Source organism: Stutzerimonas stutzeri, from assembly GCF_024448695.1.
In the GTDB taxonomy this organism is placed as follows: domain Bacteria; phylum Pseudomonadota; class Gammaproteobacteria; order Pseudomonadales; family Pseudomonadaceae; genus Stutzerimonas; species Stutzerimonas stutzeri_T.
In genome coordinates this window covers 142,133-165,171 of the sequence record NZ_JAMOHY010000001.1, presented here as the reverse complement: position 1 = coordinate 165,171, position 23,039 = coordinate 142,133, and the positions used below count along the sequence as shown (strand labels likewise).

Annotated in this window: 18 protein-coding genes and 2 tRNA genes; 17 read left to right on the top strand and 3 right to left on the bottom strand. The window is 60.1% G+C overall.

Annotated elements, in window-relative coordinates; all coding sequences use genetic code 11:
• Window positions 1–18 precede the first annotated feature (18 nt).
• The 7 genes from miaA to NAV32_RS00775 all read left to right on the top strand — a co-directional run bounded on the left by miaA (window position 19) and on the right by NAV32_RS00775 (window position 7,661).
• Window positions 19–990 carry a tRNA (adenosine(37)-N6)-dimethylallyltransferase MiaA gene (gene miaA, locus NAV32_RS00805; RefSeq protein ID WP_256050894.1) on the top strand — a complete coding sequence of 324 codons (972 nt, stop codon included), beginning with the start codon at window positions 19–21 and terminating at the stop codon, window positions 988–990.
• A 92-nt stretch (window positions 991–1,082) separates the two neighbouring features.
• Window positions 1,083–1,337, top strand: coding sequence for an RNA chaperone Hfq (gene hfq / locus NAV32_RS00800; protein WP_037023690.1), 255 nt, complete (start codon window positions 1,083–1,085; stop codon window positions 1,335–1,337).
• 12 nt (window positions 1,338–1,349) lie between these two features.
• The gene (hflX, locus tag NAV32_RS00795) at window positions 1,350–2,651 is read left to right on the top strand and encodes a ribosome rescue GTPase HflX (protein WP_256050893.1); all 1,302 of its coding nucleotides are present in this window, start codon (window positions 1,350–1,352) and stop codon (window positions 2,649–2,651) included.
• Between the two features lie 97 nt (window positions 2,652–2,748).
• Window positions 2,749–3,933: an FtsH protease activity modulator HflK gene (hflK, locus tag NAV32_RS00790; protein ID WP_256050892.1), complete on the top strand. Its 1,185-nt coding sequence runs from the start codon at window positions 2,749–2,751 to the stop codon at window positions 3,931–3,933.
• Window positions 3,933–4,805, top strand: a complete 873-nt coding sequence (gene hflC, locus NAV32_RS00785; RefSeq protein WP_256050891.1) for a protease modulator HflC — start codon at window positions 3,933–3,935, stop codon at window positions 4,803–4,805. Before hflK ends, hflC begins: the two co-directional genes overlap by 1 nt.
• A 284-nt stretch (window positions 4,806–5,089) precedes the next feature.
• A complete protein-coding gene (locus tag NAV32_RS00780) occupies window positions 5,090–6,277 on the top strand; it encodes an ATP phosphoribosyltransferase regulatory subunit (protein WP_256050890.1) in 1,188 nt (395 codons plus the stop codon).
• A gap of 88 nt (window positions 6,278–6,365) precedes the next feature.
• Complete coding sequence (locus NAV32_RS00775) at window positions 6,366–7,661, top strand: adenylosuccinate synthase (protein ID WP_256050889.1); 1,296 nt, start codon at window positions 6,366–6,368, stop codon at window positions 7,659–7,661.
• A 161-nt stretch (window positions 7,662–7,822) separates the two neighbouring features.
• On the opposite strand, the gene NAV32_RS00770 is transcribed toward NAV32_RS00775, so the two are convergent.
• A tRNA-Leu gene (locus NAV32_RS00770) sits at window positions 7,823–7,909 on the bottom strand.
• Window positions 7,910–8,016: 107 nt separating this feature from the next.
• Window positions 8,017–8,103: transfer RNA gene (locus NAV32_RS00765), tRNA-Leu, on the bottom strand.
• A 205-nt stretch (window positions 8,104–8,308) separates the two neighbouring features.
• Between NAV32_RS00765 and rnr the strand changes: the two genes are divergently transcribed.
• The 10 genes from rnr to NAV32_RS00715 all read left to right on the top strand — a co-directional run bounded on the left by rnr (window position 8,309) and on the right by NAV32_RS00715 (window position 20,863).
• Entirely contained in the window at window positions 8,309–10,843 is a 2,535-nt protein-coding gene (gene rnr, locus NAV32_RS00760; protein ID WP_256050888.1) for a ribonuclease R, read from the top strand.
• Window positions 10,840–11,592 (top strand): 23S rRNA (guanosine(2251)-2'-O)-methyltransferase RlmB, encoded by a 753-nt coding sequence (gene rlmB / locus NAV32_RS00755; RefSeq protein WP_256050887.1) that lies wholly within the window; start codon window positions 10,840–10,842, stop codon window positions 11,590–11,592. The genes rnr and rlmB overlap by 4 nt, the downstream gene beginning before the upstream one ends.
• A gap of 445 nt (window positions 11,593–12,037) precedes the next feature.
• Window positions 12,038–13,447: an ATP-binding protein gene (locus NAV32_RS00750; RefSeq protein ID WP_336604858.1), complete on the top strand. Its 1,410-nt coding sequence runs from the start codon at window positions 12,038–12,040 to the stop codon at window positions 13,445–13,447.
• Window positions 13,448–13,630: 183 nt separating this feature from the next.
• Window positions 13,631–14,056 (top strand): 30S ribosomal protein S6, encoded by a 426-nt coding sequence (gene rpsF, locus NAV32_RS00745; protein WP_256050885.1) that lies wholly within the window; start codon window positions 13,631–13,633, stop codon window positions 14,054–14,056.
• A gap of 28 nt (window positions 14,057–14,084) precedes the next feature.
• Window positions 14,085–14,315 (top strand): 30S ribosomal protein S18, encoded by a 231-nt coding sequence (gene rpsR / locus NAV32_RS00740; RefSeq protein WP_181083052.1) that lies wholly within the window; start codon window positions 14,085–14,087, stop codon window positions 14,313–14,315.
• Window positions 14,316–14,352: 37 nt separating this feature from the next.
• Window positions 14,353–15,246: a hypothetical protein gene (locus NAV32_RS00735; protein ID WP_256050884.1), complete on the top strand. Its 894-nt coding sequence runs from the start codon at window positions 14,353–14,355 to the stop codon at window positions 15,244–15,246.
• Between the two features lie 21 nt (window positions 15,247–15,267).
• Entirely contained in the window at window positions 15,268–15,714 is a 447-nt protein-coding gene (gene rplI, locus NAV32_RS00730) for a 50S ribosomal protein L9 (protein WP_181083054.1), read from the top strand.
• 109 nt (window positions 15,715–15,823) lie between these two features.
• Entirely contained in the window at window positions 15,824–17,218 is a 1,395-nt protein-coding gene (dnaB, locus tag NAV32_RS00725) for a replicative DNA helicase (protein ID WP_256050883.1), read from the top strand.
• Window positions 17,219–17,345: 127 nt separating this feature from the next.
• On the top strand, window positions 17,346–18,422 hold the full coding sequence (gene alr, locus NAV32_RS00720; protein WP_256050882.1) for an alanine racemase: 1,077 nt from the start codon (window positions 17,346–17,348) through the stop codon (window positions 18,420–18,422).
• Window positions 18,423–18,586: 164 nt separating this feature from the next.
• Window positions 18,587–20,863 (top strand): YgiQ family radical SAM protein, encoded by a 2,277-nt coding sequence (locus NAV32_RS00715; protein WP_256050881.1) that lies wholly within the window; start codon window positions 18,587–18,589, stop codon window positions 20,861–20,863.
• A gap of 157 nt (window positions 20,864–21,020) precedes the next feature.
• Here the strand turns inward: NAV32_RS00715 and NAV32_RS00710 are convergent, their stop codons facing one another.
• On the bottom strand, window positions 21,021–22,988 hold the full coding sequence (locus NAV32_RS00710) for a methyl-accepting chemotaxis protein (RefSeq protein WP_256050880.1): 1,968 nt from the start codon (window positions 22,986–22,988) through the stop codon (window positions 21,021–21,023).
• Between the last annotated feature and the right edge of the window lie 51 nt (window positions 22,989–23,039).

Sequence of the window (23,039 nt, the reverse complement as noted above, 5' to 3'; positions counted from 1 at the left end):
CTTTTTATGGATTCCCTTATGTCCCAGCTTCCCCCCGCCATTTTTCTTATGGGGCCTACTGCAGCCGGCAAGACCGATCTGGCGCTGGAGCTTGCCCGCGTGCTGCCCTGCGATCTGGTCAGTGTCGATTCGGCCCTTGTTTACCGAGGTATGGATATTGGTACGGCAAAGCCTTCAGCCGAGGTGCTGCAGGAGTTCCCGCACCGGCTGATCGATATACGCGATCCGGCGCAAAGCTATTCGGCAGCGGAATTCGTCTCCGATGCGCTGGCGGCCATGGCTGATATTACGGCGGCGGGACGAATCCCGCTGCTGGTTGGCGGCACCATGCTCTACTTCAAGGCTTTGATCGAAGGGCTCGCCGATATGCCGGCAGCCGATCCGGTAGTGCGTGCCGAGCTGGAGATGCAGGCGCAAATCCAAGGCCTGGCAGCGCTGCATCAGGCCCTTGCGGAGGTCGATCCCGAGTCGGCTGCGCGGATCCATCCCAATGATCCTCAGCGACTCGTCAGGGCATTGGAGGTTTATCGGGTAAGCGGTATCAGCATGACCGAGCACCGCGCCCGGCAAAGGTTGCAAAAAGCCGGAGTAGGCACGCCGGAGGCGGGTGTCTTGCCTTATACTGTCGCGCAATTGTGCATCGCACCTGCCCAGCGGCAGGTCTTGCATCAGCGTATCGAGCAGCGTTTCGTGCAAATGGTTGAACACGGCTTTGTTGAAGAGGTCGAAGCCCTTCGCGGGCGTGGCGATCTACATGCCGAGCTGCCTTCCATGCGTGCGGTAGGTTACCGGCAGGTCTGGAGTTATCTGGACGGTGTCTGCTCAAGGGACGAGATGCTTCAGCTTGGCGTCATCGCCACCCGGCAGTTGGCCAAGCGCCAGTTGACCTGGTTGCGGGGGTGGGAGGGGCTTCACTGGTTGGAGAGTTCGGGCCGCGACAATCTGCCACGCGCATTGAAATACTTGAATAGGCTCACCATATTGAGCTGACACTGCGATTTGACCGGCTATCCTCAGAACATCGGGTCGGCTGTGTTTGATTCTAAAAACTAATGAAAAAGATCCTCTAAGGAGTGCGGCACATGTCAAAAGGGCATTCGCTACAAGACCCTTACCTGAACACTTTGCGTAAGGAGCGTGTTCCGGTTTCCATCTATCTGGTCAATGGCATCAAGCTGCAGGGTCAGATCGAATCTTTCGACCAGTTCGTTATTCTGCTGAAGAACACCGTCAGCCAGATGGTGTACAAGCATGCGATTTCCACGGTCGTGCCAGGTCGTCCCGTGCGTTTGCCAGCTGCTGGCGATGCTGATGAGTCCGAGTCGGGTAACGACTAAAGGGAGCTGTCTTTGTTCTTCGAACGTCCCGGTGGTGGTGAGCGGGCTATCCTGGTGCATCTGGATGGCCAGGATCCAGCGGCGCGTGAAGATCCTCATGAATTCAGGGAGCTGGCGCGCTCGGCAGGTGCTGAAGCCGTTGGCTTCGTCAATGTGGCTCGACATCAGCCGTCTGCCAAGTTTCTGATCGGCAGCGGCAAGGTCGAGGAGTTGCATGATCTCGTTCGTGAGGGCGAGGTCGAGCTGGTCATCTTCAATCACACACTGACACCCAGTCAGGAGCGCAACCTTGAGCGTGCGCTCGAGTGCCGTGTGCTCGATCGAACCGGCCTGATCCTGGATATTTTCGCCCAGCGGGCGCGCACTCACGAGGGCAAGCTGCAGGTCGAACTGGCCCAGCTTGAGCACATGAGTACGCGGCTGGTGCGCGGGTGGACTCACCTGGAGCGGCAGAAGGGCGGTATTGGTCTGCGCGGGCCTGGTGAAACCCAGCTGGAAACCGACCGGCGTCTGCTGCGGGTGCGCATTCGCCAGATCAAGCAGCGCCTTGAAAAAGTACGCGGGCAGCGCGAGCAGGCGCGCCGTGGTCGCCGGCGAGCTGATATTCCGTTGGTGTCCCTGGTTGGCTATACCAATGCCGGAAAATCCACCCTGTTCAATGCACTGACCGAATCTGCGGTGTATGCCGCCGACCAGCTGTTCGCCACGCTCGATCCGACTCTGCGCCGTCTAGAGCTCGACGATCTGGGACCTGTGGTGCTGGCCGATACGGTCGGTTTTATTCGGCATCTTCCGCACAAGCTGGTTGAGTCTTTCCGGGCCACGCTGGAGGAGTCGAGCAATGCCGACCTGCTGCTTCACGTGATCGATGCACACGAGCCCGAGCGTGACGAGCAGATCGAGCAGGTACTGGCGGTGCTGACTGAAATTGGCGCGCATGAATTGCCAATTCTTGAGGTCTACAACAAGGTGGATCTGCTCGAGGGCATCGAACCGCAGATCCAGCGCAACGCCGATGGCGTCCCGCAGCGGGTCTGGATTTCGGCACAGATGGGGTTGGGGCTAGATTTGTTGAAGCAGGCTGTCGCCGAGCTGCTTGGTGATGATCTGTTCATCGGTACGATGCGACTTCCGCAGGGCCTCGGGCGGCTGCGGGCGCAGTTGTTCGGGCTGGGTGCTGTGCAATCCGAGTCTCACGACGAAGAGGGTGGTAGCCTGTTGAATGTTCGCGTGCAGCGTGTCGAGCTGCGGCGCCTGATCAGCCGGGAAGGTTTCGATACGGAACAGTTCCTGGAGCAACACACTTTGCAATAAAGCTCGGGCGGCTTTTGAGCCGTTTGAACCGGGCTTTCGGTAGCATTGGCGGCCGCGCCTTTGGCGCGCCTTTAGCTTTATTAGAATGGAGAGCGCTATGGCTTGGAATGAGCCGGGTGGCAACTCGAATAACCAGGATCCCTGGGGTAGTGGTGGCGGTGGTCGTCGCGGCGGTGGCGGTGGCGATCAGAAAGGTCCACCGGATCTGGATGAGGCTTTCCGTAAGCTGCAGGACAGCCTCAATGGCATGTTCGGCGGCAAAAAACGTGGTGGCGGCTCGTCGTCGAGCGGTGGAGGCCGTCGCGGCGGTTTTGCGCTGATCTGGGTTGGTCTGGTGCTGCTGCTTGCTGTCTGGTTGGCGAATGCGATCTATATCGTCGACGAGCAGGAGCAGGCCGTGGTGCTGCGCCTGGGTAAATACCATGAGACGGTAGGCCCGGGCCTGAATATCTATTTCCCGCCCTTCGATCGCAAGTTCCAGGCAAATGTCACCCGCGAGCGTTCCTACAGCAAACAGGGGCAGATGCTGACCGAAGACGAGAACATCATCGAAGTCCCGCTGACGGTTCAGTACAAGATCAGCAACCTGCAGGCTTTCGTGTTGAATGTCGAAAACCCTGAGGGCTCGCTGCAGCATGCAACCGACAGCGCCGTGCGCCACGTGGTTGGCTCAACGGCAATGGATCAGGTGCTGACCGAGGGGCGTGAAGCCATGGCAGGCGAAGTCAAGGAGCGTCTACAGCGCTTCCTCGACAATTACGCTACCGGGATCATTGTCACTCAGGTCAACCTGCAGAGTGCGGCGGCGCCGCGTGAAGTGCAGGAAGCCTTCGATGACGTGATTCGTGCGCGTGAGGATGAGCAGCGCGAGAAGAACCAGGCTGAATCCTATGCCAATGGTGTTATTCCCGAGGCGCGTGGCCAGGCCCAGCGTATGCTCGAAGAGGCCAGCGGTTATCGCGATGCGGTGATCTCGCGCGCCCAGGGTGAGGCGGATCGTTTCACTAAACTGGTCGCCGAGTACCACAAGGCACCAGAGGTGACGCGCGAGCGCCTCTACCTCGAAACCATTCAGGAAGTCATGAGCAATACCAGCAAGGTTCTCGTCACCGGCGAGAGTGGGCAGAACAACCTGCTTTATCTGCCGCTGGACAAGATGATCAACAGCCGCAGCGGTGCCGAGCGCTCTTCCCCGGCAACCGTGTCGTCAGCTTCGACTCAGGCCACGCGCCTGCCGACGGAACTCGATCCGCGTGAGATGCGTACAAGGGAGGCCCGTTAATGAGTAACAAGTCTCTGACCGCCCTTATCGTGGGTGTGGTGCTGGCGATTGTGCTGTGGAACAGCTTCTATATCGTGTCGCAGACTGAGCGCGCAGTAATGCTGCGCTTTGGTCGGATCGTCGAGCCTGACGTCAAGCCTGGCCTGCACATGAAGATTCCTTACGTGAACAGCGTGCGCAAGTTCGATGCGCGACTGATGACGCTGGACAGCACTACCTCACGCTTCCTGACGCTGGAAAAGAAAGCGCTGATGGTCGACTCCTACGCCAAGTGGCGCGTGGATGATGCCGAGCGCTTCTATACCGCGACTTCCGGGATGAAACAGATTGCCGATGAGCGACTCGCCCGTCGTCTGGAAGCGGCATTGCGCGACCAGTTCGGTAAACGCACCTTGCATGAATCTGTGTCGGGCCAGCGTGATGAGCTGATGGGGATGGTTACCAACAGTCTCAATCGTGCAGCACAGCAGGAACTCGGCATTGAAGTGGTCGATGTGCGCGTCAAGGCTATCGATCTCCCGCGCGAAGTGAACCGCAGTGTCTTCGAGCGCATGAGTTCGGAGCGTGAGCGTGAAGCGCGCGAGCATCGGGCGAAAGGTAAGGAACTGGCTGAAGGTATTCGGGCCGACGCCGATCGTCAGCGCCGCGTATTGCTCGCCGAGGCCTTCCGCGAGGCCGAGGAGTTGCGTGGTGATGGTGATGCGCAGGCGGCGGCGATCTATGCTTCGGCCTATGGACAGGATTCCGAGTTCTACTCCTTCCATCGCAGCCTGCAGGCTTACCGTGACAGCTTCTCCAGCAAGGAAGATGTGCTGGTGCTTGATCCCAAGAGCGATTTCTTCCGCTACTTGGAGTCGGCAACCGCGAAATAGCGACGGGTTCAGGGGCCTCCATCCGGCAGGACGGTACCGTCCTCCGGGTGACCCGTTGGCAAAACGTTGCTATGATTCGCCAGCCGGGGAAACCCGGCTTTTTTGCGTCTGCGTCCCTGTGGTTACAGGCTGATCCGCACCGGACAGCATGTCGATCCTTTCGGGTCGTAGCACATGGCGCTATGTTTCAAACAAAATTGCACGCGACCGTTGGCCAGCTAGAAGCTGTAGCCCGGTGTTCGTCTGCTTGACTAGGCTTGCCGTATCGAGGGGTGATTGGCGAAATGGCAACGGTAGACCGCTGGCTCCTGCCAGATGGCATCGAAGAGGTGCTGCCGCCCGAGGCGGGACGTATCGAAACTGCACGCCGGCGCGTGCTGGATCTGTTCCAGAGTTGGGGCTACGAGTTGGTCATTACTCCGCATGTGGAGTTTCTCGAGTCGTTGCTCACCGGCGCGGGGCAGGACCTCGACCTGAAGACATTCAAAGTCATCGATCCGCTCTCCGGCAGGCAGATGGGGCTGCGCGCTGATATCACACCACAGGTGGCGCGGGTGGACGCCCATACGCTGCGCCGCGAAGGGCCTAGTCGCCTCTGTTATGCCGGCAGCGTGCTGCATGCCAAGCCCCAGGCGCTCGCCACATCACGCAGCCCGATCCAGTTGGGCGCCGAACTCTATGGCGACAGCAGTACCTCCAGCGATATCGAGGTGATCAGCCTGATGCTGGAAACGCTCAGCCTGGCCAATGTGCCGGACGTGCACATGGATCTTGGGCATGTGGGTATCTACCGCGGCCTGGCGCGCGCTGCAGGTCTGTCCGGGGACGCCGAACAGCGCTTGTTCGATGCGCTGCAGCGCAAGGCAATGGATGAAATCGCGCGGCTCACGACCAATGTCGAGCCTGCGTTGGCAGTTATGTTGCGCGCACTGGCGCGGTTGTGTGGCGGGCGCGAGGTGCTCGATGCCGCGCGTGAAACCCTGGCCGCTGCTCCGGTTGCAGTGCTCGAAGCGCTGGAAGGCTTGACGCAGATCGCCGACTGCCTGGCAGAGCGCTATCCGGGCCTGCCGCTGTATTTCGATCTGGGCGAGCTGCGCGGTTATCACTATCACACCGGCGTGGTGTTTGCTGTGTTCGTGCCGGGCATGGGGCAGTCGATTGCCCAGGGCGGTCGTTATGACGACATTGGGGCTGATTTTGGTCGTGCACGTCCGGCGACGGGTTTCTCGACGGACCTGAAGACGCTGGTTGGTCTTGGCAATGCCGAGCTTGTTTCGCCCGTCACGGGCATCTGGGCGCCGCACACTGCGGATCCGCTGTTGTGGCAGGCTGTCTGCCGGCTGCGCGGGCAGGGTGAGCGCGTGGTTCAGGCGCTGGATGGACAGGCCTGTGAGGCTGCGCTATCGGTTGGTTGTGATCGCCAGCTGGTATTGAAGGAAGACACCTGGACGGTGGCGCCACTGGCGTCCTGATAACGGCCGCGCGCAATCGCGCTGGGCTGGTTCCGATATTTCACCGGTTGTTGTGGCCGGTCTGCTTCGCCGAAGAGGGCATAGGTTTATGGGTAAGAATGTCGTGGTCCTGGGCACCCAGTGGGGTGATGAGGGCAAGGGCAAGATCGTCGATCTGCTGACCGACCAGGCAGCTGCCGTGGTTCGTTTTCAGGGCGGCCACAACGCTGGTCACACGCTGGTCATCGACGGTGAAAAGACCGTGCTGCACCTGATTCCCTCCGGAATCCTGCGCGAAAATGTCGAGTGCCTGATCGGTAACGGCGTGGTGGTTGCGCCCGATGCCTTGATGCGTGAGATCACCAAGCTCGAAGAAAAGGGCGTGCCGGTGCGCGAGCGCCTGCGTATCAGTCCCGCCTGTACCCTGATCCTGCCGTATCACGTGGCACTGGACCAGGCGCGCGAAGCGGCGCGTTCAGAGGGCAAGATCGGTACTACGGGACGTGGCATCGGGCCGGCCTACGAGGACAAGGTGGCGCGTCGCGGCCTGCGCATTGGTGACCTGTTCAATCCCGAGCGTTTTACCGTCAAGCTGCGTGAGCTGCTTGAATACCACAACTTCATCCTGCAGAACTTCTACAAGGTCGAGCCGGTCGAGTTCCAGAAAACGCTGGATGAGGCGCTGGCTTACGCCGAAGTGCTCAAGCCGCTGATGACCGATGTGACGGCTCGTCTGCATGAGTTGCGCAAACAAGGCGCGCGCATCATGTTCGAGGGCGCCCAGGGTTCGCTGCTGGATATCGACCACGGCACCTATCCCTATGTCACCAGTTCCAGCACCACGGCTGGCGGTACTGCCACCGGTTCGGGTTTTGGTCCGCTGTATCTGGATTACATTCTTGGTATTACCAAGGCCTATACCACGCGGGTCGGCTCGGGTCCTTTCCCTACCGAGCTGTTCGATGATGTCGGTGCGCGCCTGGCCGAGCGTGGTCATGAGTTTGGTTCGACCACCGGGCGCGCGCGTCGCTGTGGCTGGTTCGATGCGGTCATTCTGCGTCGCTCCATCGAAATCAACAGCATCTCTGGCATCTGCCTGACCAAGCTGGATGTGCTCGATGGCCTCGAAACCATTCGAATCTGCGTGGGTTACAAGGATCGCAATGGTGAGGTGCTGGTCGATGCGCCGACCGATGCAGACAGCTACGATGGCCTGCAGCCGGTGTACGAGGAGTTGCCGGGCTGGAGTGAGTCGACTGTTGGCGCCAAAACCCTTGAAGAGCTCCCGGCCAATGCTCGCGCTTATATCCGTCGTATCGAGACGCTAGTCGAAGCGCCTGTGGATATCATCTCCACAGGGCCTGATCGCAACGAGACCATCGTGCTGCGTCATCCCTACGCCTGAACGAATGGAGTTGCTTGAACAGAGGCCGCCTTTGGGCGGCCTTCTGCATTTAAGGCTCGCAGGTATCGTCAGAGCTGTATGCGCGGCGAAGCAGCCAAGGCAGTAAAGAGGGAAGGCTGAAACGAAAAAACCGAGCCATTGGCTCGGTTTTTTCTGAAGAGTGGTGCCCAGGAGAAGACTCGAACTTCCACGGTGTTGCCACCGCTAGGACCTGAACCTAGTGCGTCTACCAATTCCGCCACCTGGGCACATTGCGATGATTGCTCATCGGCTTTTTTTGTCGTTCGTGGTCGAAGTCGACAAAACTTCGTGTCTCATGAGTCGCTCGAAAGCAGAGATGCGCTCATCGAATAAATGGTGCCCAGGAGAAGACTCGAACTTCCACGGTGTTGCCACCGCTAGGACCTGAACCTAGTGCGTCTACCAATTCCGCCACCTGGGCACTGCAAAACGATGTAGCTTCTTCGTTTCCGTGTTACAACGTCTACCAGACATTGTGGGCGCGAACTATACGGGCGAGATTGTACCTTGTAAAGCCCCGTCGATTAAAAAAAAATTGCGCTAAAGCTGCCGTAGACGCCCGTTTCGCGCTTCAATAGATACAGGGCGTTCTGCCTCAATAAATGAATGAAAGGTGACATCTCTTAATGGCCGATTGGCAATCCCTCGATCCCGAGGCCGCTCGTGAAGCGGAAAAGTACGAAAACCCCATTCCCAGCCGCGAGCTGATTCTCCAGCATTTGAGTGAGCGTGGGGCACCTGCCGCACGCGAGCAGCTGGTGGAAGAGTTCGGGCTGAGCTCCGAAGAAGACATCGAGGCGCTGCGGCGCCGCCTGCGTGCGATGGAGCGCGACGGCCAGGTGATCTACACCCGGCGTGGCACCTATGCCCCGGTGGACAAGCTGGACCTGGTGTGTGGCCGTATCAGCGGTCATCGCGACGGCTTTGGCTTCCTGATTCCTGACGATGGCAGCGACGACCTCTTCCTGAGTCCCGCGCAGATGCGCCTGGTATTTGATGGCGACCGTGCTCTGGCGCGGGTGGCGGGGCTGGATCGGCGTGGGCGCCGCGAAGGCGCTATCGTTGAGGTGATCAGCCGCGCCCACGAAACCATCGTCGGACGCTTTCAGGAAGAAAGCGGCATCGGCTTCGTCATGGCTGACAACCCCAAGATCCAGCAGGAAGTGCTGGTGACGCCCGGTCGCTCCATGGATGCCAAGCCCGGCCAGTTCGTCGAGGTGAAGATCACCCATTGGCCGACCCAGCGCTTCCAGCCCCAGGGCGATATCGTCGAAGTCATCGGCAACTACATGGCGCCGGGCATGGAGATCGATGTGGCGCTGCGCAGCTTCGATATTCCGCATGTCTGGCCTGAGGAGGTGCTGAAAGAGGCATCGCGGCTCAAGCCTGAAGTGGAAGAGAAGGACAAGCACAAGCGCGTCGATCTGCGCCACCTGCCCTTCGTTACCATCGACGGTGAAGATGCGCGTGATTTCGATGATGCGGTCTATTGCGAGAAGCCTGGTGGCTGGAAGCTGCTGACCGGTGGTTTCCGGCTGTATGTCGCCATCGCCGACGTTTCGCATTACGTGAAAGTAGGCTCGGCGCTCGACAAGGAAGCCGAGGTGCGTGGCAACTCGGTGTATTTCCCCGAGCGCGTGGTGCCGATGCTTCCCGAGGAGCTGTCCAACGGGCTCTGCTCGCTCAACCCCGGCGTGGACCGGCTGGCAATGGTTTGCGAAATCACCCTGAGCAAGTCGGGCAAGATGACCGACTATCAGTTCTATGAAGCGGTGATTCATTCACATGCGCGCCTGACCTACAACAAGGTCAGCTGCATGCTCGAGCAGCCCAAGAGCACCGAAGGCAAGGAGCTGAGTGCGGAGTATGCCGAGGTGTTGCCGCATCTCAAGAATCTGCACGCGCTGTACAAGGTACTGCTCAAGGCGCGCCATACCCGTGGTGCAATCGACTTCGAGACGCAGGAGACGCGTATCGTCTTTGGCGCCGGACGCAAGATTGCGGCGATCAAGCCCACCGAGCGCAACGATGCACACAAGCTGATCGAGGAATGCATGCTCTGCGCCAACGTGGCGACTGCGCGCTTCCTTCAGGATCATGACCTGCCTGGACTGTATCGCGTCCATGATGGGCCGCCGCTGGAGCGCCAGGAAAAACTGCGCGCCTTCCTGGGTGAGCTGAGCCTGAGCTTGCACAAGGGCAAGGAGGGGCCGACGCCCAAGGATTATCAGGCGTTGCTGGAGCACATCCAGGGTCGCCCCGATTTCCATGTGATCCAGACGGTGATGCTGCGCTCGCTCAGTCAGGCGGTCTACAGCCCTGATAATCACGGCCATTTCGGCCTGAATTACGAGGCGTACGCACACTTCACCTCGCCGATCCGTCGTTACCCCGATCTGTTGATTCACCGCGCCATCCGCAGTGTGATCCGCTCACGTCGTGAAACCTCGCATGTGCGCCGTGAGGGTGCAACCAGCATGCCCAAGGCGCGTATCTATCCTTATGACGAGGCGGCGCTGGAGCAGCTGGGCGAGCAATGCTCGATGACCGAGCGACGTGCCGATGAGGCGACTCGCGATGTTGTGAACTGGCTCAAGTGCGAGTTCATGAAGGACAGGGTCGGTGAGAGCTTCCCCGGTGTCATCACGGCTGTAACCGGTTTCGGTTTGTTCGTCGAGCTGACGGATATCTATGTTGAAGGACTGGTTCACGTGACCGCCATGCCGGGCGATTACTACCACTTTGATCCTTTGCATCATCGCCTGTCAGGTGAGCGCAGCGGGCGCAGTTTCCGTCTGGGCGACAGCGTCGAAGTACGGGTGATGCGAGTCGATCTTGATGAGCGGAAAATCGATTTCGAGCTGATTGGCGGCGGTAGCAAGACCGGCATTGGTCAGCGTGGATCGGCTGATGCGGGGGGCGAGCGTAAGGACGGACGTAGCAGAAAGGGCCCTGCGGGTTCTTCTTCCAAAGCCAAGGAGTCTGTGGGCGCTGATGTTCGCAAAAGCCGCGAGATGAAAAAGGCGCTGCTCGGCGAGGCGAAAGCTGGCAAGCCCGACGGTGGCAAGTCCCGGCGCGGCGGTCAGAAGCCCAAGGCGGGCGGCAAGTCGTTTGCCAAGCCGGATGGGGGCGCGACAGGCAAGCGCAAGAGCAAGTCATGAGCGATCTCGAGAAGATCTACGGCCTGCACGCCGTAGAGGCGCTGCTGCGCCATCATCCGAAACGGGTCAAGCAGGTCTGGCTGGCGGAAGGGCGTGATGATCCGCGGGTTCAGACGCTGATCCAGCTAGCTGAACAGTCAAGGATTCGTGTCGGTCAATGCGAGCGTCGCGAACTGGATGCCTGGGTTGAGGGTGTTCATCAGGGCGTCGTGGCCGATGTCAGTCCCAGCCAGGTTTGGGGCGATGCAATGCTCGAAGAGCTGCTGGATCGCACCGAGGGCGCGCCCTTGCTGCTGGTCCTCGACGGCGTCACCGATCCGCACAACCTTGGCGCCTGTCTGCGTACCGCCGATGCCGCTGGTGCGCTGGCGGTCATCATTCCCAAGGACAAATCCGCCACGCTGAACGCCACGGTACGCAAGGTGGCCTGTGGGGCAGCAGAAGTGATTCCGCTGGTTGCTGTCACCAACCTTGCGCGAACGCTGGAGAAGTTGCAGCAGCGCGGATTGTGGGTTGTTGGTACGGCAGGCGAAGCCGAGCAGGAAATCTATGATCAGGACCTCAGTGGTCCGATCGTGCTGGTGATGGGGGCCGAGGGCAAGGGAATGCGACGCCTGACGCGTGAGCATTGCGATTTCCTGGTGCGGCTGCCAATGGCGGGAAGCGTCAGCAGCCTCAATGTCTCGGTGGCGACCGGTGTCTGTCTGTTCGAGGCACTGCGTCAGCGTCGCTCGCCAGCCAGTCGTTAAAGGCTCGGCGAAGCTTGCACATGTTTTCCAGGGGCGTCTGATGGGCGCTCCTGCGCCGTCCGGCGCTATCCCTCCTGCTTGAACGTACGTCTTCGGCTGCTGTCCATTATCCGATCCAATCCGGGCGTTGCTGCTTGCGTCATTCGGGCCCTTGTGTCTGGCCAAGGCCGTTCTGGTTATCTGTCATTGAGCCGTCTCAGGCACGCAACATGGAGGCTGTATGCCGCAATACCCGTCCTTCGGGACGTTCTTCAGGATTTCCCCAAGCGCCTATCTGTTGCTGAACAGTGATTGGCTCATCATTGACGCGAATGCGGCATGCCTGCGACTGGCTGGGCGTGACGCCCGGGACATTCTCGGTCGCCTGGTCCAGGAAGTGCTTGCAGAGAATCTGCAGTTTTCTCAAGCCATGGTCGATGATTGTCTGGCGTCCGTCGCACGTGCTTTGGCTTCGGGTGCGGCGGACACCTTGTTGGTGGCTGCTCATGCTGCTCGTGCCGCTACAACCGGTAACGAGGGCACTGTTGCCCGTAAAGGCCGATGCTGGCGTATGACGCATATTCCGGTAGCGGACGCTGAAGAAAATGCAGGCAGCATACTGCTGAGCATTGAGGATATGGCCGAGGTGCAGGAAGGTGTGCACAAGCTTCTGCATGGCGACCCGCAGGGCCAGGCTGCCTCGTTGCAGTCGGAAAGACTTGAAGCAATCGGCAAGCTCACGGGTGGTATCGCGCACGATTTCAACAACATGCTGCAGATCATTGGCGGCAACCTGCAGTTGTTGAGGCGCAATCTGGGGTCTGACGGAGCGGCGCAAAGGCGTCTGGAGTCGGCGGCAAGTGGTGTCGATATGGGGGCTCGTCTTGCTTCCCAGCTCCTGGCTTTCGCTGGCAGGCAACCTTTGCGACCCCAACAGATGAACCTTGCCGAGATGCTCGGGCGAATGGATGAGTTGTCCGCTGTCGGAGTGAGGAGTGGGACTACTGTCACGCTCGATCTGGAGCAGGGACTGTGGCCGGTTTATATCGATGCGGGCAATCTACGGGACGCGATTCACCGTCTCACCGTCAATGCAGAAGACGCCATGGGCAATGGTGGTGTGCTGAGCCTGAGTGCGCGCAATTGCTTGCTCGATCCTGTTCAGCTCGCTGCGCAGCCAGGCGTCAGGGCGGGGAAGTACGTGGAGCTCTGCGTGATCGATCAGGGCGAGGGGATGAGTCAGGAGGTTCTTGAACATGCGTTCGAGCCCTTTTTCACAACCCGAAGCAGCTCTGGAGCTTCCGGGTTGGGGTTGAGTGTGGTCTATGGTTTCGTCAGACAGAGTGGTGGATTCGTCGTGCTGGAAAGCGAGAGGGGAACAGGCACCTGTGTGCGCGTCTATTTGCCTGCCGATATCGCGCAGGCTGAATCGAGTCCGCCTGAGTCGGGTGAGCGTGGCCAGGGCCGCTCGTCTGCTGTCGTCCATGCAATTGAACAGGCGGGCCCGGGACTGAAGATTCTTTTTGTCGAAGATGACCCCACCTTGCGCATGCTCACCGGTGAGGTAATGGATGAGCTTGGTCATGAAGTATGTCTCTGTGAGTCGGCCGAGGCGGCGTTGGAGCAGCTCGGGCAGCGCCGTTTTGATGTGCTGCTGACGGATATCGGGCTGGCCGGCATGAGCGGTATTGAGCTGGTCCGGCTGGCCCGTGAGCGCGATGCAACGCTGAGCGTGGTGATTGCATCGGGTTACGAGGTCGATGTACGGAAAGAAGGCCTGGCCGGTTTGCGGACCATGCTCAAGCCGTATGACATCCATCAGGTCAGAACCCTGCTGGAGAACATTCGCATGGAGCGGACGGGCGCTGGGCGCTAAAGTGCATGGCTGGTTAAATAATCACCAGATCGCCTTGCGCGGCAGGCCAGGCTTCTCTAGAATTGCGCCCCTTGCCCGGATGGCAGGCGTTTGCGCGCCTCTCTGGCTGGCAAGTCAACATAACTGATTCACTCCTTGCCTGATCCGCGTTGTGCGGCAGGCTGCAACCCGTAAGGAGCAACAATGCGTCATTACGAAATCATCTTTCTGGTCCACCCCGACCAGAGCGAGCAGGTTGGCGGCATGGTGGAGCGTTACACCAAGCTGATCGAAGAAGACGGTGGCAAGATCCATCGCCTGGAAGACTGGGGTCGTCGTCAGCTGGCTTACGCCATCAACAACGTTCACAAGGCTCACTACGTGATGCTGAACGTTGAGTGCAGCGGCAAGGCACTGGCTGAGCTGGAAGACAACTTCCGCTACAACGACGCCGTCATCCGTAACCTGGTCATCCGTCGCGACGAAGCCGTGACCGAACAGTCCGAGATGCTCAAGGCTGAGGAAAACCGTAGCGAGCGCCGTGAGCGTCGTGATCGCCCTGAATCTGACAATGTCAACGATGGCGATGACAACGACAGTGACAGCCGCGACAACAACGCTGACGAGTAATCCACGGGTCTATTGAGGAGCCTATTTCATGGCACGTTTTTTCCGTCGTCGTAAGTTCTGCCGTTTCACCGCTGAAGACGTGAAGGAGATCGATTACAAAGATCTCAACACGCTGAAAGCCTACATTTCCGAAACCGGCAAGATTGTTCCAAGCCGTATCACCGGAACCAAAGCACGCTATCAGCGCCAGCTGGCCACCGCTATCAAGCGCGCCCGTTTCCTGGCCCTGTTGCCCTACACCGACAGCCACGGCCGTTGATCGAGCTGTTCGACAGTAAAAGGTAAGGATAAATCGCATGCGCGCCCTGGCTGAATTCATCATGCGCGGCCGTATGCAAGCTATCGTAGTGGTGGCTGGCTCTGCGGCACTGCCGATGTTGTTCTGGCTGTGTGCGGCTGCAGGTAGCCTGGTGTTGTTGCGCCGCGGGCTGAATGACGCGCTGGGTGTATTGGTGTGGGCTGTATTGCCCGCACTGGCCTGGTGGTATTTCGGTGATCCGCGCACGCTGCTGGTGCTGCTGGGAACCTTCGGGTTGGCGTTGTTGTTGCGCAGCCAGAATGCCTGGCCCCGTGTGATGCTGTGCAGTGTAGGCCTCGGGCTGCTGTATGCCGTAGCGCTTGGTGCGGTGTTTGGCGAGCCGATTGCGGCGCTGGCGACCGAATTGCAGAAAGTGCTGCCCGACATGTTGTCGCAAGCCTATCAGCAGCTTTCGGTTGAAGAGCGGGCGCGGCTGGAGGCGTTGCTGATACCGGTCTTGACCGGCCTGTTGGCGGCGTTGCTGCAGATCGTTACCCTGCTCAGCCTGATACTTGGGCGTTACTGGCAGGCACTGCTGTACAACCCCGGTGGTTTCGGGCTTGAGTTCCGCGCGCTGCGCTTTTCGCCGGTGCTGGCAATGCTGCTCCTGGCGGGCATGTTGTTCGGGCCGAGCTTGGGCGTGCAGATGGCGATGCTGGCTCCGCTTTGCAGTGTTCCGCTGGTGTTTGCCGGTGTTGCACTGCTTCACGGGCTGGTGTCGCAGGGCCGGATGCAGCGGTTCTGGCTGGTTGGGCTGTATGTCACGCTGGTGCTGTTCATGCAGGTGATTTATCCGTTACTGGCTGTCATGGCCATTGTCGACAGTTTTTTTGATTTTCGCGGTCGGGCATCTCGTGATGACGATGCGGGACCTGCGAACGGTGAAGGTTAAAAGTTAAGAGGTAAGACTCAAATGGAAGTCATCCTGCTGGAAAAAGTCGCAAACCTGGGCAACCTGGGCGACAAGGTAAACGTCAAGTCTGGCTACGGTCGCAACTACCTGTTGCCGCAGCGCAAGGCTACTGCTGCTACTGCAGCCAACATCGCCGAGTTTGAAGCTCGTCGTGCCGATCTGGAAAAAGCTGCTGCCGAGCGCAAGGCTTCTGCCGAAACGCGCGCTGCTCAGCTGGCCGAGCTGGAAGTCACCATCACCGCTACCGCGGGCGATGAGGGCAAGCTGTTCGGTTCCATCGGTACTCACGATATCGCCGACGCCCTGACCGCCTCTGGCGTGGAAGTGGCCAAGAGCGAAATCCGTCTGCCGAATGGCACCATCCGTCAGGTTGGTGAGTACGACGTGGCTGTGCACCTGCACAGCGACGTTGAGGCGACCGTGAAGCTGATCGTGATCGCTGGCTGATACTGGCCGTCGTCTGGCACCTCGGGTGCCTGACGAGTAACATCAGGCACGTTTCCACGTGAGTGGGACGTGCCTTTTGTTTTTTCTGAATACAAAGAATTCGAGTGCCATGAACGACATCAGCATCCCTCAGCAGTACGATCTGGAAACCGCCGCGCTCAAGGTGCCGCCGCATTCCATCGAGGCCGAGCAGGCCGTGCTGGGCGGGTTGATGCTGGACAACAATGCATGGGAGCGGGTGCTTGACCAGGTATCCGATGGCGACTTTTATCGCCACGATCATCGCCTGATCTTCCGTGCCATCTTCACCCTGGCCGAACGCAATTCGCCCTTCGATGTGGTAACCCTGTCCGAGCAGCTGGACAAGGAAGGCCATCTGCCGCAGGTGGGCGGCCTGGCCTATCTCGGTGAACTGGCGAAGAACACGCCGTCGGTGGCCAATATCAAGGCCTACGCGCAGATCATTCGCGAGCGGGCCACGTTGCGTCAGCTGATCGGTATCAGCAACGAAATCGCCGACAGTGCCTATGCGCCGCAGGGACGAACCGGCGAAGAAATCCTCGACGAAGCCGAGCGCCTGATCTTCCAGATCGCCGAGGCGCGGCCCAAGACCGGCGGCCCCATCGGCATCAACGATATCCTGGTCAAGGCCATCGACCGTATCGACTCGCTGTTCAATGCCGGTGAAGCGATTACCGGCCTGTCCACCGGCTTTACTGATCTGGATGAGGCCACCAGTGGCCTGCAGCCGGCGGATCTGGTGATCGTCGCGGGGCGTCCGTCCATGGGTAAAACCACCTTCGCGATGAATCTGGTGGAAAATGCTGTCCTGCGCTCGGACAAGGCGATTCTCGTGTATTCGCTGGAAATGCCAGCCGACTCCATCGTGATTCGTATGCTGGCCTCCCTCGGACGCATCGATCAGACCAAAGTGCGGACCGGTAAGCTCAGTGACGATGACTGGCCGCGCCTGACATCGGCAGTCAATCTGCTCAACGACCGCAAGCTGTTCATTGATGACACTGCTGGGATTTCGCCTTCGGAGATGCGCGCGCGTACCCGCCGGCTGGTGCGCGAGCACGGCGAGATCGGCATGATCATGGTCGACTACCTGCAGCTGATGCAGATTCCCGGCTCCAGCGGCGACAACCGCACCAACGAGATTTCTGAAATTTCCCGCTCCCTGAAGGGGCTGGCCAAGGAATTCAACTGCCCGGTAGTTGCGCTGTCACAGCTCAACCGCTCGCTGGAACAACGCCCCAACAAACGTCCGGTCAACTCCGACTTGCGCGAATCAGGCGCCATCGAGCAGGACGCCGATATCATCATGTTCGTTTACCGGGACGAGGTCTACCACCCGGAAACCGAATACAAGGGCGTGGCTGAAATCATCATCGGCAAACAGCGGAACGGCCCCATCGGCACCACGCGACTGGCCTTCCTTGGCAAGTATTCGCGCTTCGAGAACCTGGCGCCGGGCAGCTACCAGTTCGATGATGACTAAAGGGCAGTCATAAGCTTCAGGTGACAGCTGGCAGGTCAATCGGCGCAAGTAAACCCTGTGCCGTACTTGGAGCTTCCGGCCGTTCAGCCTAAGATTCTGCTTCACCTCGTTGTGCAGGAATCCTCCCATGCGTCCCCTCGTTGCCACGGTCGATCTGGCCGCCATTCGTCACAACTATGCCTTGGCAAAACACTGCTCACCGGGGCGGCGCGCTTTTGCCGTGGTCAAGGCAGACGCCTATGGTCACGGGGCGGCGGCGGTAACGGCGGCATTACGTGGCGAGGCTGACGGTTTCGCGGTGTGCAGCGTCGAGGAGGCGCGGGTGGTCCGCGGGCAGGCGCCCGAAGCACGTGTGCTGCTGCTCGAAGGCTGTTTCGATGCCGAGGATTATGCAGCGGCCATGGAGCTGGGTCTGGATATCTCGGTACAGGGGGCCGAGCAAGCACAGCGGCTGCTGGACTGCGCGCCGGTACGGCCATTGAATGTCTGGCTCAAGCTGGATTCGGGCATGCACCGACTGGGCTTTGGTGCTGCTGAATTGCAGCACTGGGCGGCGCGCCTGCGTGGTGCGCAGCAGGTGGCTGAAGTCAATCTGATGAGCCACTTTGCCTGTGCGGATGAGCACAGGCATGAGCTCACTGATCGTCAGCTGGAGAGTTGTCATGGTGTGCAGGGCTTCGCCTTCGACCAGCGCAGCTTTGCCAACTCCGCAGCCGTGCTGACTCTGGCGCCAGCGCATATGGACTGGCTGCGCCCCGGCATCATGCTCTACGGTGCTTCGCCTTTTGCCGATCGCAGTGCTGCCGAGCTTGGGCTGCGGCCGGCCATGACGCTGACCGCCGAAGTGATTGCCCTGCACGACGTGCCTGCGGGTGACAGCGTCGGCTACGGTGCGAGCTGGGTGGCGCAGCGCCCGTCACGTATTGGCACCGTCAGCTGCGGCTATGCCGATGGCTATCCGCGCCACGCACCGTCGGGTACTCCGCTTGTGGTTCGTGGTCAGCGCGTGCCGCTGGCGGGCAGGGTGTCAATGGACATGCTGGCGATTGACCTGACGGATCTGCCGGATGCTGCAATCGGTGATGCGGTCGAACTCTGGGGTGCTCAGGTGCCCGTCGATGATGTCGCTCGGGCGAGCGCTACCATCGGCTACGAATTGCTGACCAAGGTGACGCAGCGGGTGCCCAGGCGGTATATCGGATAACGGTCGCTGCGTAGGATGGATCACGCTTTACCGATCCACCGGGCGGAGTTGTGGTGGATGTAAAAAACGATATCCACCCTACGAATCCTGACTGTTTTGCTGGGACATGCTGATCATTTTTTGTGCTATATTTCGCGCCCGTTTTCGATGCCCCGGTTTTCGCCATGCATGCCGCCAAGCCACTGTTTGACTATCCCAAGTACTGGGCCGAATGTTTCGGTCCGGCGCCATTCCTGCCGATGAGCAGGGAGGAGATGGATCAGCTTGGCTGGGACTCGTGCGACGTGATCATCGTCACCGGCGATGCTTACGTCGATCACCCGTCGTTCGGCATGGCGATCATCGGCCGGTTGCTGGAAGCCCAGGGTTTTCGAGTGGGTATCATTAGCCAGCCGGACTGGCACAGCAAAGACGACTTCATGAAGCTCGGTGAGCCGAACCTGTTCTTCGGCATTGCCGCGGGCAACATGGACTCGATGATCAACCGTTACACGGCTGACCGGAAAATACGTTCCGATGACGCCTATACCGCCGGTGGCCTGGCTGGAAAGCGGCCTGACCGCGCCAGCCTGGTCTACAGCCAGCGCTGCAAGGAAGCCTACAGGCATGTCCCAGTGGTGCTGGGCGGCATCGAAGCCTCGCTGCGCCGCATTGCCCACTACGACTACTGGTCGGACAAGGTGCGACGCTCCATCCTGATGGATGCCACCGCTGACATCCTTCTCTATGGAAACGCCGAGCGCGCCATCGTCGAGGTGGCGCAGCGGCTGTCGCGCGGCGAGGATGTCGCAGAGATCACCGATGTGCGCGGCACCGCCTTCATTCGCAAGACATTGGCGCCGGACTGGTTCGAGATCGATTCGACGCGCATTGACCGTCCGGGCAAGGTCGATCAGATCATCAACCCCTACGTCAGTACCCAGGACTTGCAAGCCTGTGCCATCGAAAAGGACAAGGGCCCCGTCGAGGATCCGAACGAGGCGAAAGTGGTCCAGCTGCTGCCCAATCCGAAGATCGAGCGTGACAGGACCGTGATCCGCCTGCCGTCGTTCGAGAAGGTGCGCAACGATCCCGCGCTGTATGCCCACGCCAACCGGGTGCTGCACCTGGAGACCAATCCGGGCAATGCCCGTGCGCTGGTGCAGCGCCATGGCGACCAGGACATCTGGCTGAACCCGCCGCCGATTCCGCTGACCACCGAGGAGATGGACTACGTGTTCGCCTCTTCCTTCGCTCGTGTGCCGCATCCGGCCTACGGTGGGGCAAAGATCCCCGCCTACGAGATGATCCGCTTTTCGGTGAATATCATGCGCGGCTGCTTCGGCGGCTGCACCTTCTGCTCGATCACTGAGCACGAAGGGCGAATCATCCAGAACCGCTCGCACGAATCGATCCTCAACGAGATCGAGGCGATGCGCGGCATGCCGGGCTTCACCGGCGTGGTGTCTGATCTCGGTGGGCCGACTGCGAACATGTATCGCCTGGCATGCAAGAGCTACGACATCGAGAAGCACTGCCGCAAGCCGTCGTGCGTGTTCCCAGGCATCTGCGAGAACCTTGATACTGACCACAGCTCGCTGATCGAGCTGTACCGCAAGGCGCGCGCGTTGCCGGGCGTGAAGAAGATCCTTATTGCCTCGGGGCTGCGCTACGACCTGGCGGTGGAATCGCCGGAGTATGTGAAGGAACTGGTCACGCACCATGTCGGCGGCTACCTGAAGATTGCGCCGGAGCACACCGAGAAGGGTCCGCTGGACAAGATGATGAAGCCGGGCATCGGCAACTACGACAAGTTCAAGCGGATGTTCGAGAAGTATTCGAAGGAGGCGGGCAAGGAGCAATACCTGATCCCGTACTTCATCGCCGCGCATCCGGGCACCACCGATGAGGACATGATGAACCTCGCGCTGTGGCTCAAGGCCAACGGTTTCCGTGCCGACCAGGTGCAGGCCTTTTATCCGTCACCGATGGCCAGCGCCACGGCCATGTACCACAGCGGCAAGAATCCGCTGCGTAAGGTCACCTACAAGAGCGAGGAGGTGACCGTCGTCAAGAGCGAGGAGCAGCGCCGCCTGCACAAGGCCTTCCTGCGCTACCACGATCCCAAAGGCTGGCCGATGTTGCGTGAAGCGCTGCTGCGCATGGGGCGTGGTGACCTGATCGGCAGTGGCAAGCATCAGTTGATTCCGGCTCATCAGCCCGCTACGGAAGGCTATCAGAGTGCCCGGCGCAAGAACTCCACGCCCGTAGGCAGCAAAAAGGCCGGGCAAGGCGGGCAGATTCTCACTCAGCACAATGGCCTGCCACCGCGCAGCCACGACGGCAATGCCTGGGACAAGCGCGAGCAAGCCAAGGCTGCTGCTGAAGCACGGCGCAAAGCGGCGGCAGGTGGAAAGCCGAAGTCGACGGGCAAGGAGCGCAGCAAGCCTGTTCCTCGATAGAGCGGGAGAGCGCGCCACCGACCTGAAAGGCTGGCGGTAGGGTGGATGATGCTTTGTTCATCCGCCGTTTAGAGGGGTAACGTCTGGTCGGGTCGTCTCGGTGGTGCCTGGGGTGCGGTGGACAAGCTTCGCGTTGTCCACCCTACTGCCGAACTTGCTAAACCCGAAACGTCTGCGTCGCCTGGTTCAGGTCGTTGGCCAGGCGCAGCATCTGTTCGCTCTGTTCACGACCACGACTGATGTGTGAAAGGTTGCTGTCACCCAGCTGATGAATGTGTTCGCCGTGACTGCGGATTTCACTGACGGCGCCGCTCTGTTGCGAGGTGGCTTGGGCGATCTGCTCAGCCATGTGCTCGATGGTGCCGATGGTGGCGACGATCTGATCCAGCGCCAGATCGGCGGTTTCGGCCAGTTCAGCGGTGGCCGTTGCATGATCGACCTGTACGCGCATGGCTTCCACCGATTGATGCGCTGCCTTTTGCAGGCTGCCAATCAGCTGCTGTATTTCTTCGGTGGCGCCGCTGGTGCGTTGCGCCAGGGTACGTACTTCGTCGGCCACCACGGCAAAGCCGCGGCCCTGCTCGCCGGCCCTGGCTGCTTCAATGGCGGCGTTGAGGGCGAGCAGGTTGGTTTGTTCGGCGATGGAGCGAATGACGGTCAGCACCTTGCCGATGGTATTGGTTTCATCGGCCAGACGTTCGATGGCCAGCGCATTACCCTGCACTTCGCTGACCAGATGATGCAGGCCCGTCAGGCTCTGGCTGATGTCCTGTTGTCCTTGGGCAACGGCCTGACTGGCTGATCGGCTGGCTTCGGCAGCCTGTCCGGCACCGTCGGCGACATTCTGGATGGTCGCTTCCAGTTCACCCAGTGAATCGCGAATCTGTGCGGTATCGCTGGTCTGACGAGTGGCGGCCTGATGCAGATCATTGCTCATTTCAGACAGGCTGCGGCTGTTCCCCGCGACCTCTTGTGCATGCTGGCGCAGGGTGCCGACCAGCGTCACCAGATAGTTTCTCAACTGGTTCAACGAGGTTTCGATCTCGATCATCTCGGGGGTTTTCGAGCCGAGCCGGATGGCTTTGCCGAAGTCGCCCTGAGCCCAGGCGCCAAGCGCCGGTGCCAATTGCGCAAGCGCGCGCGTCAGTTGACGCTGCAGGCGATCAATAGCGAATGCGATAACCAGTATCAGGACAATGATGGTGCCCTGAATCAGGCGTACTTCCGACTGGATGCGTCCATGCTCGGCGCGTACCACAGGTTCCAGCTCAGCAAGTGCCTGTTGCAGCGTTGCGATTCTTTGCTGGCTGCTGGCCATCAGCTGGCTGCGCTGGCCGATCAGCGCCTGCGTGCGGCCAAGTTCTGCGGGATAGCGCTTCAGCAGGCCTGCAATATCACGCTTCAGCGAAATGCCCTGGTCCTCGCTGGCCTGCTCGGTCTGGTCCTGTCCCTGCAGATCGAGCAGGGCGGCAAAGGTGCTGCTGCCCGACTGCTGTTTGGTGATGATGCCAAGCAGCGGCAGGGCTGCGAGGGTGGCAATTTCCCGCTCCAGGCTTTGTAGCGCCTGCTCGGCTTCCGCCGCCAGCACGTTCTGGCTGCTGGCAGCCAGCCTGCCGCGGGCATGGCTCAGCCGCAGCAGTTGGCGACTCGCCTCGAACACCACACTCTGATAGGCCGTTGCGCTCGGATGGTCACTCTGTTCGGCATACTGTTGCAGCTGCGCCAGTGCCGCGATCATTTCGCGTTCGGCCTGCAGCAGCAGGCCCTGCGGATCACCGGCCAGCTTGCCAGCCGCCAGCAGCTCGGTGGCGGTGAATTGGGTGAGCTGTTCGAGACTGGGTATCAGGCGTTCGGCGAACTGGGTGGGCAGAGCGGCGATGTCGCCTGCCAGGGTGTCCAGCGCCTGCAGGGCCGCGCTGTGCTGCAGCGCATCACCACTGGCCAGATAACCCTGGATATTGCCGGCGACAGGCTGCTGGAATTGCTGCGAAAGACCGAGGTAGCGCTCCATCAGCTGATAGGGTCGCTCCAGCGCACGTTCGGACCACCAGAGCGTGGCGCCCAGTGCTAGACAGATGGCAATGAGTAGCAGCGTATTGAACGTGGTGAGCGACTTCAGGCGCATGCCGGCCTCCGGATGGGTAGGAGGCCCGCAATATATGGCTATTTGATGTCA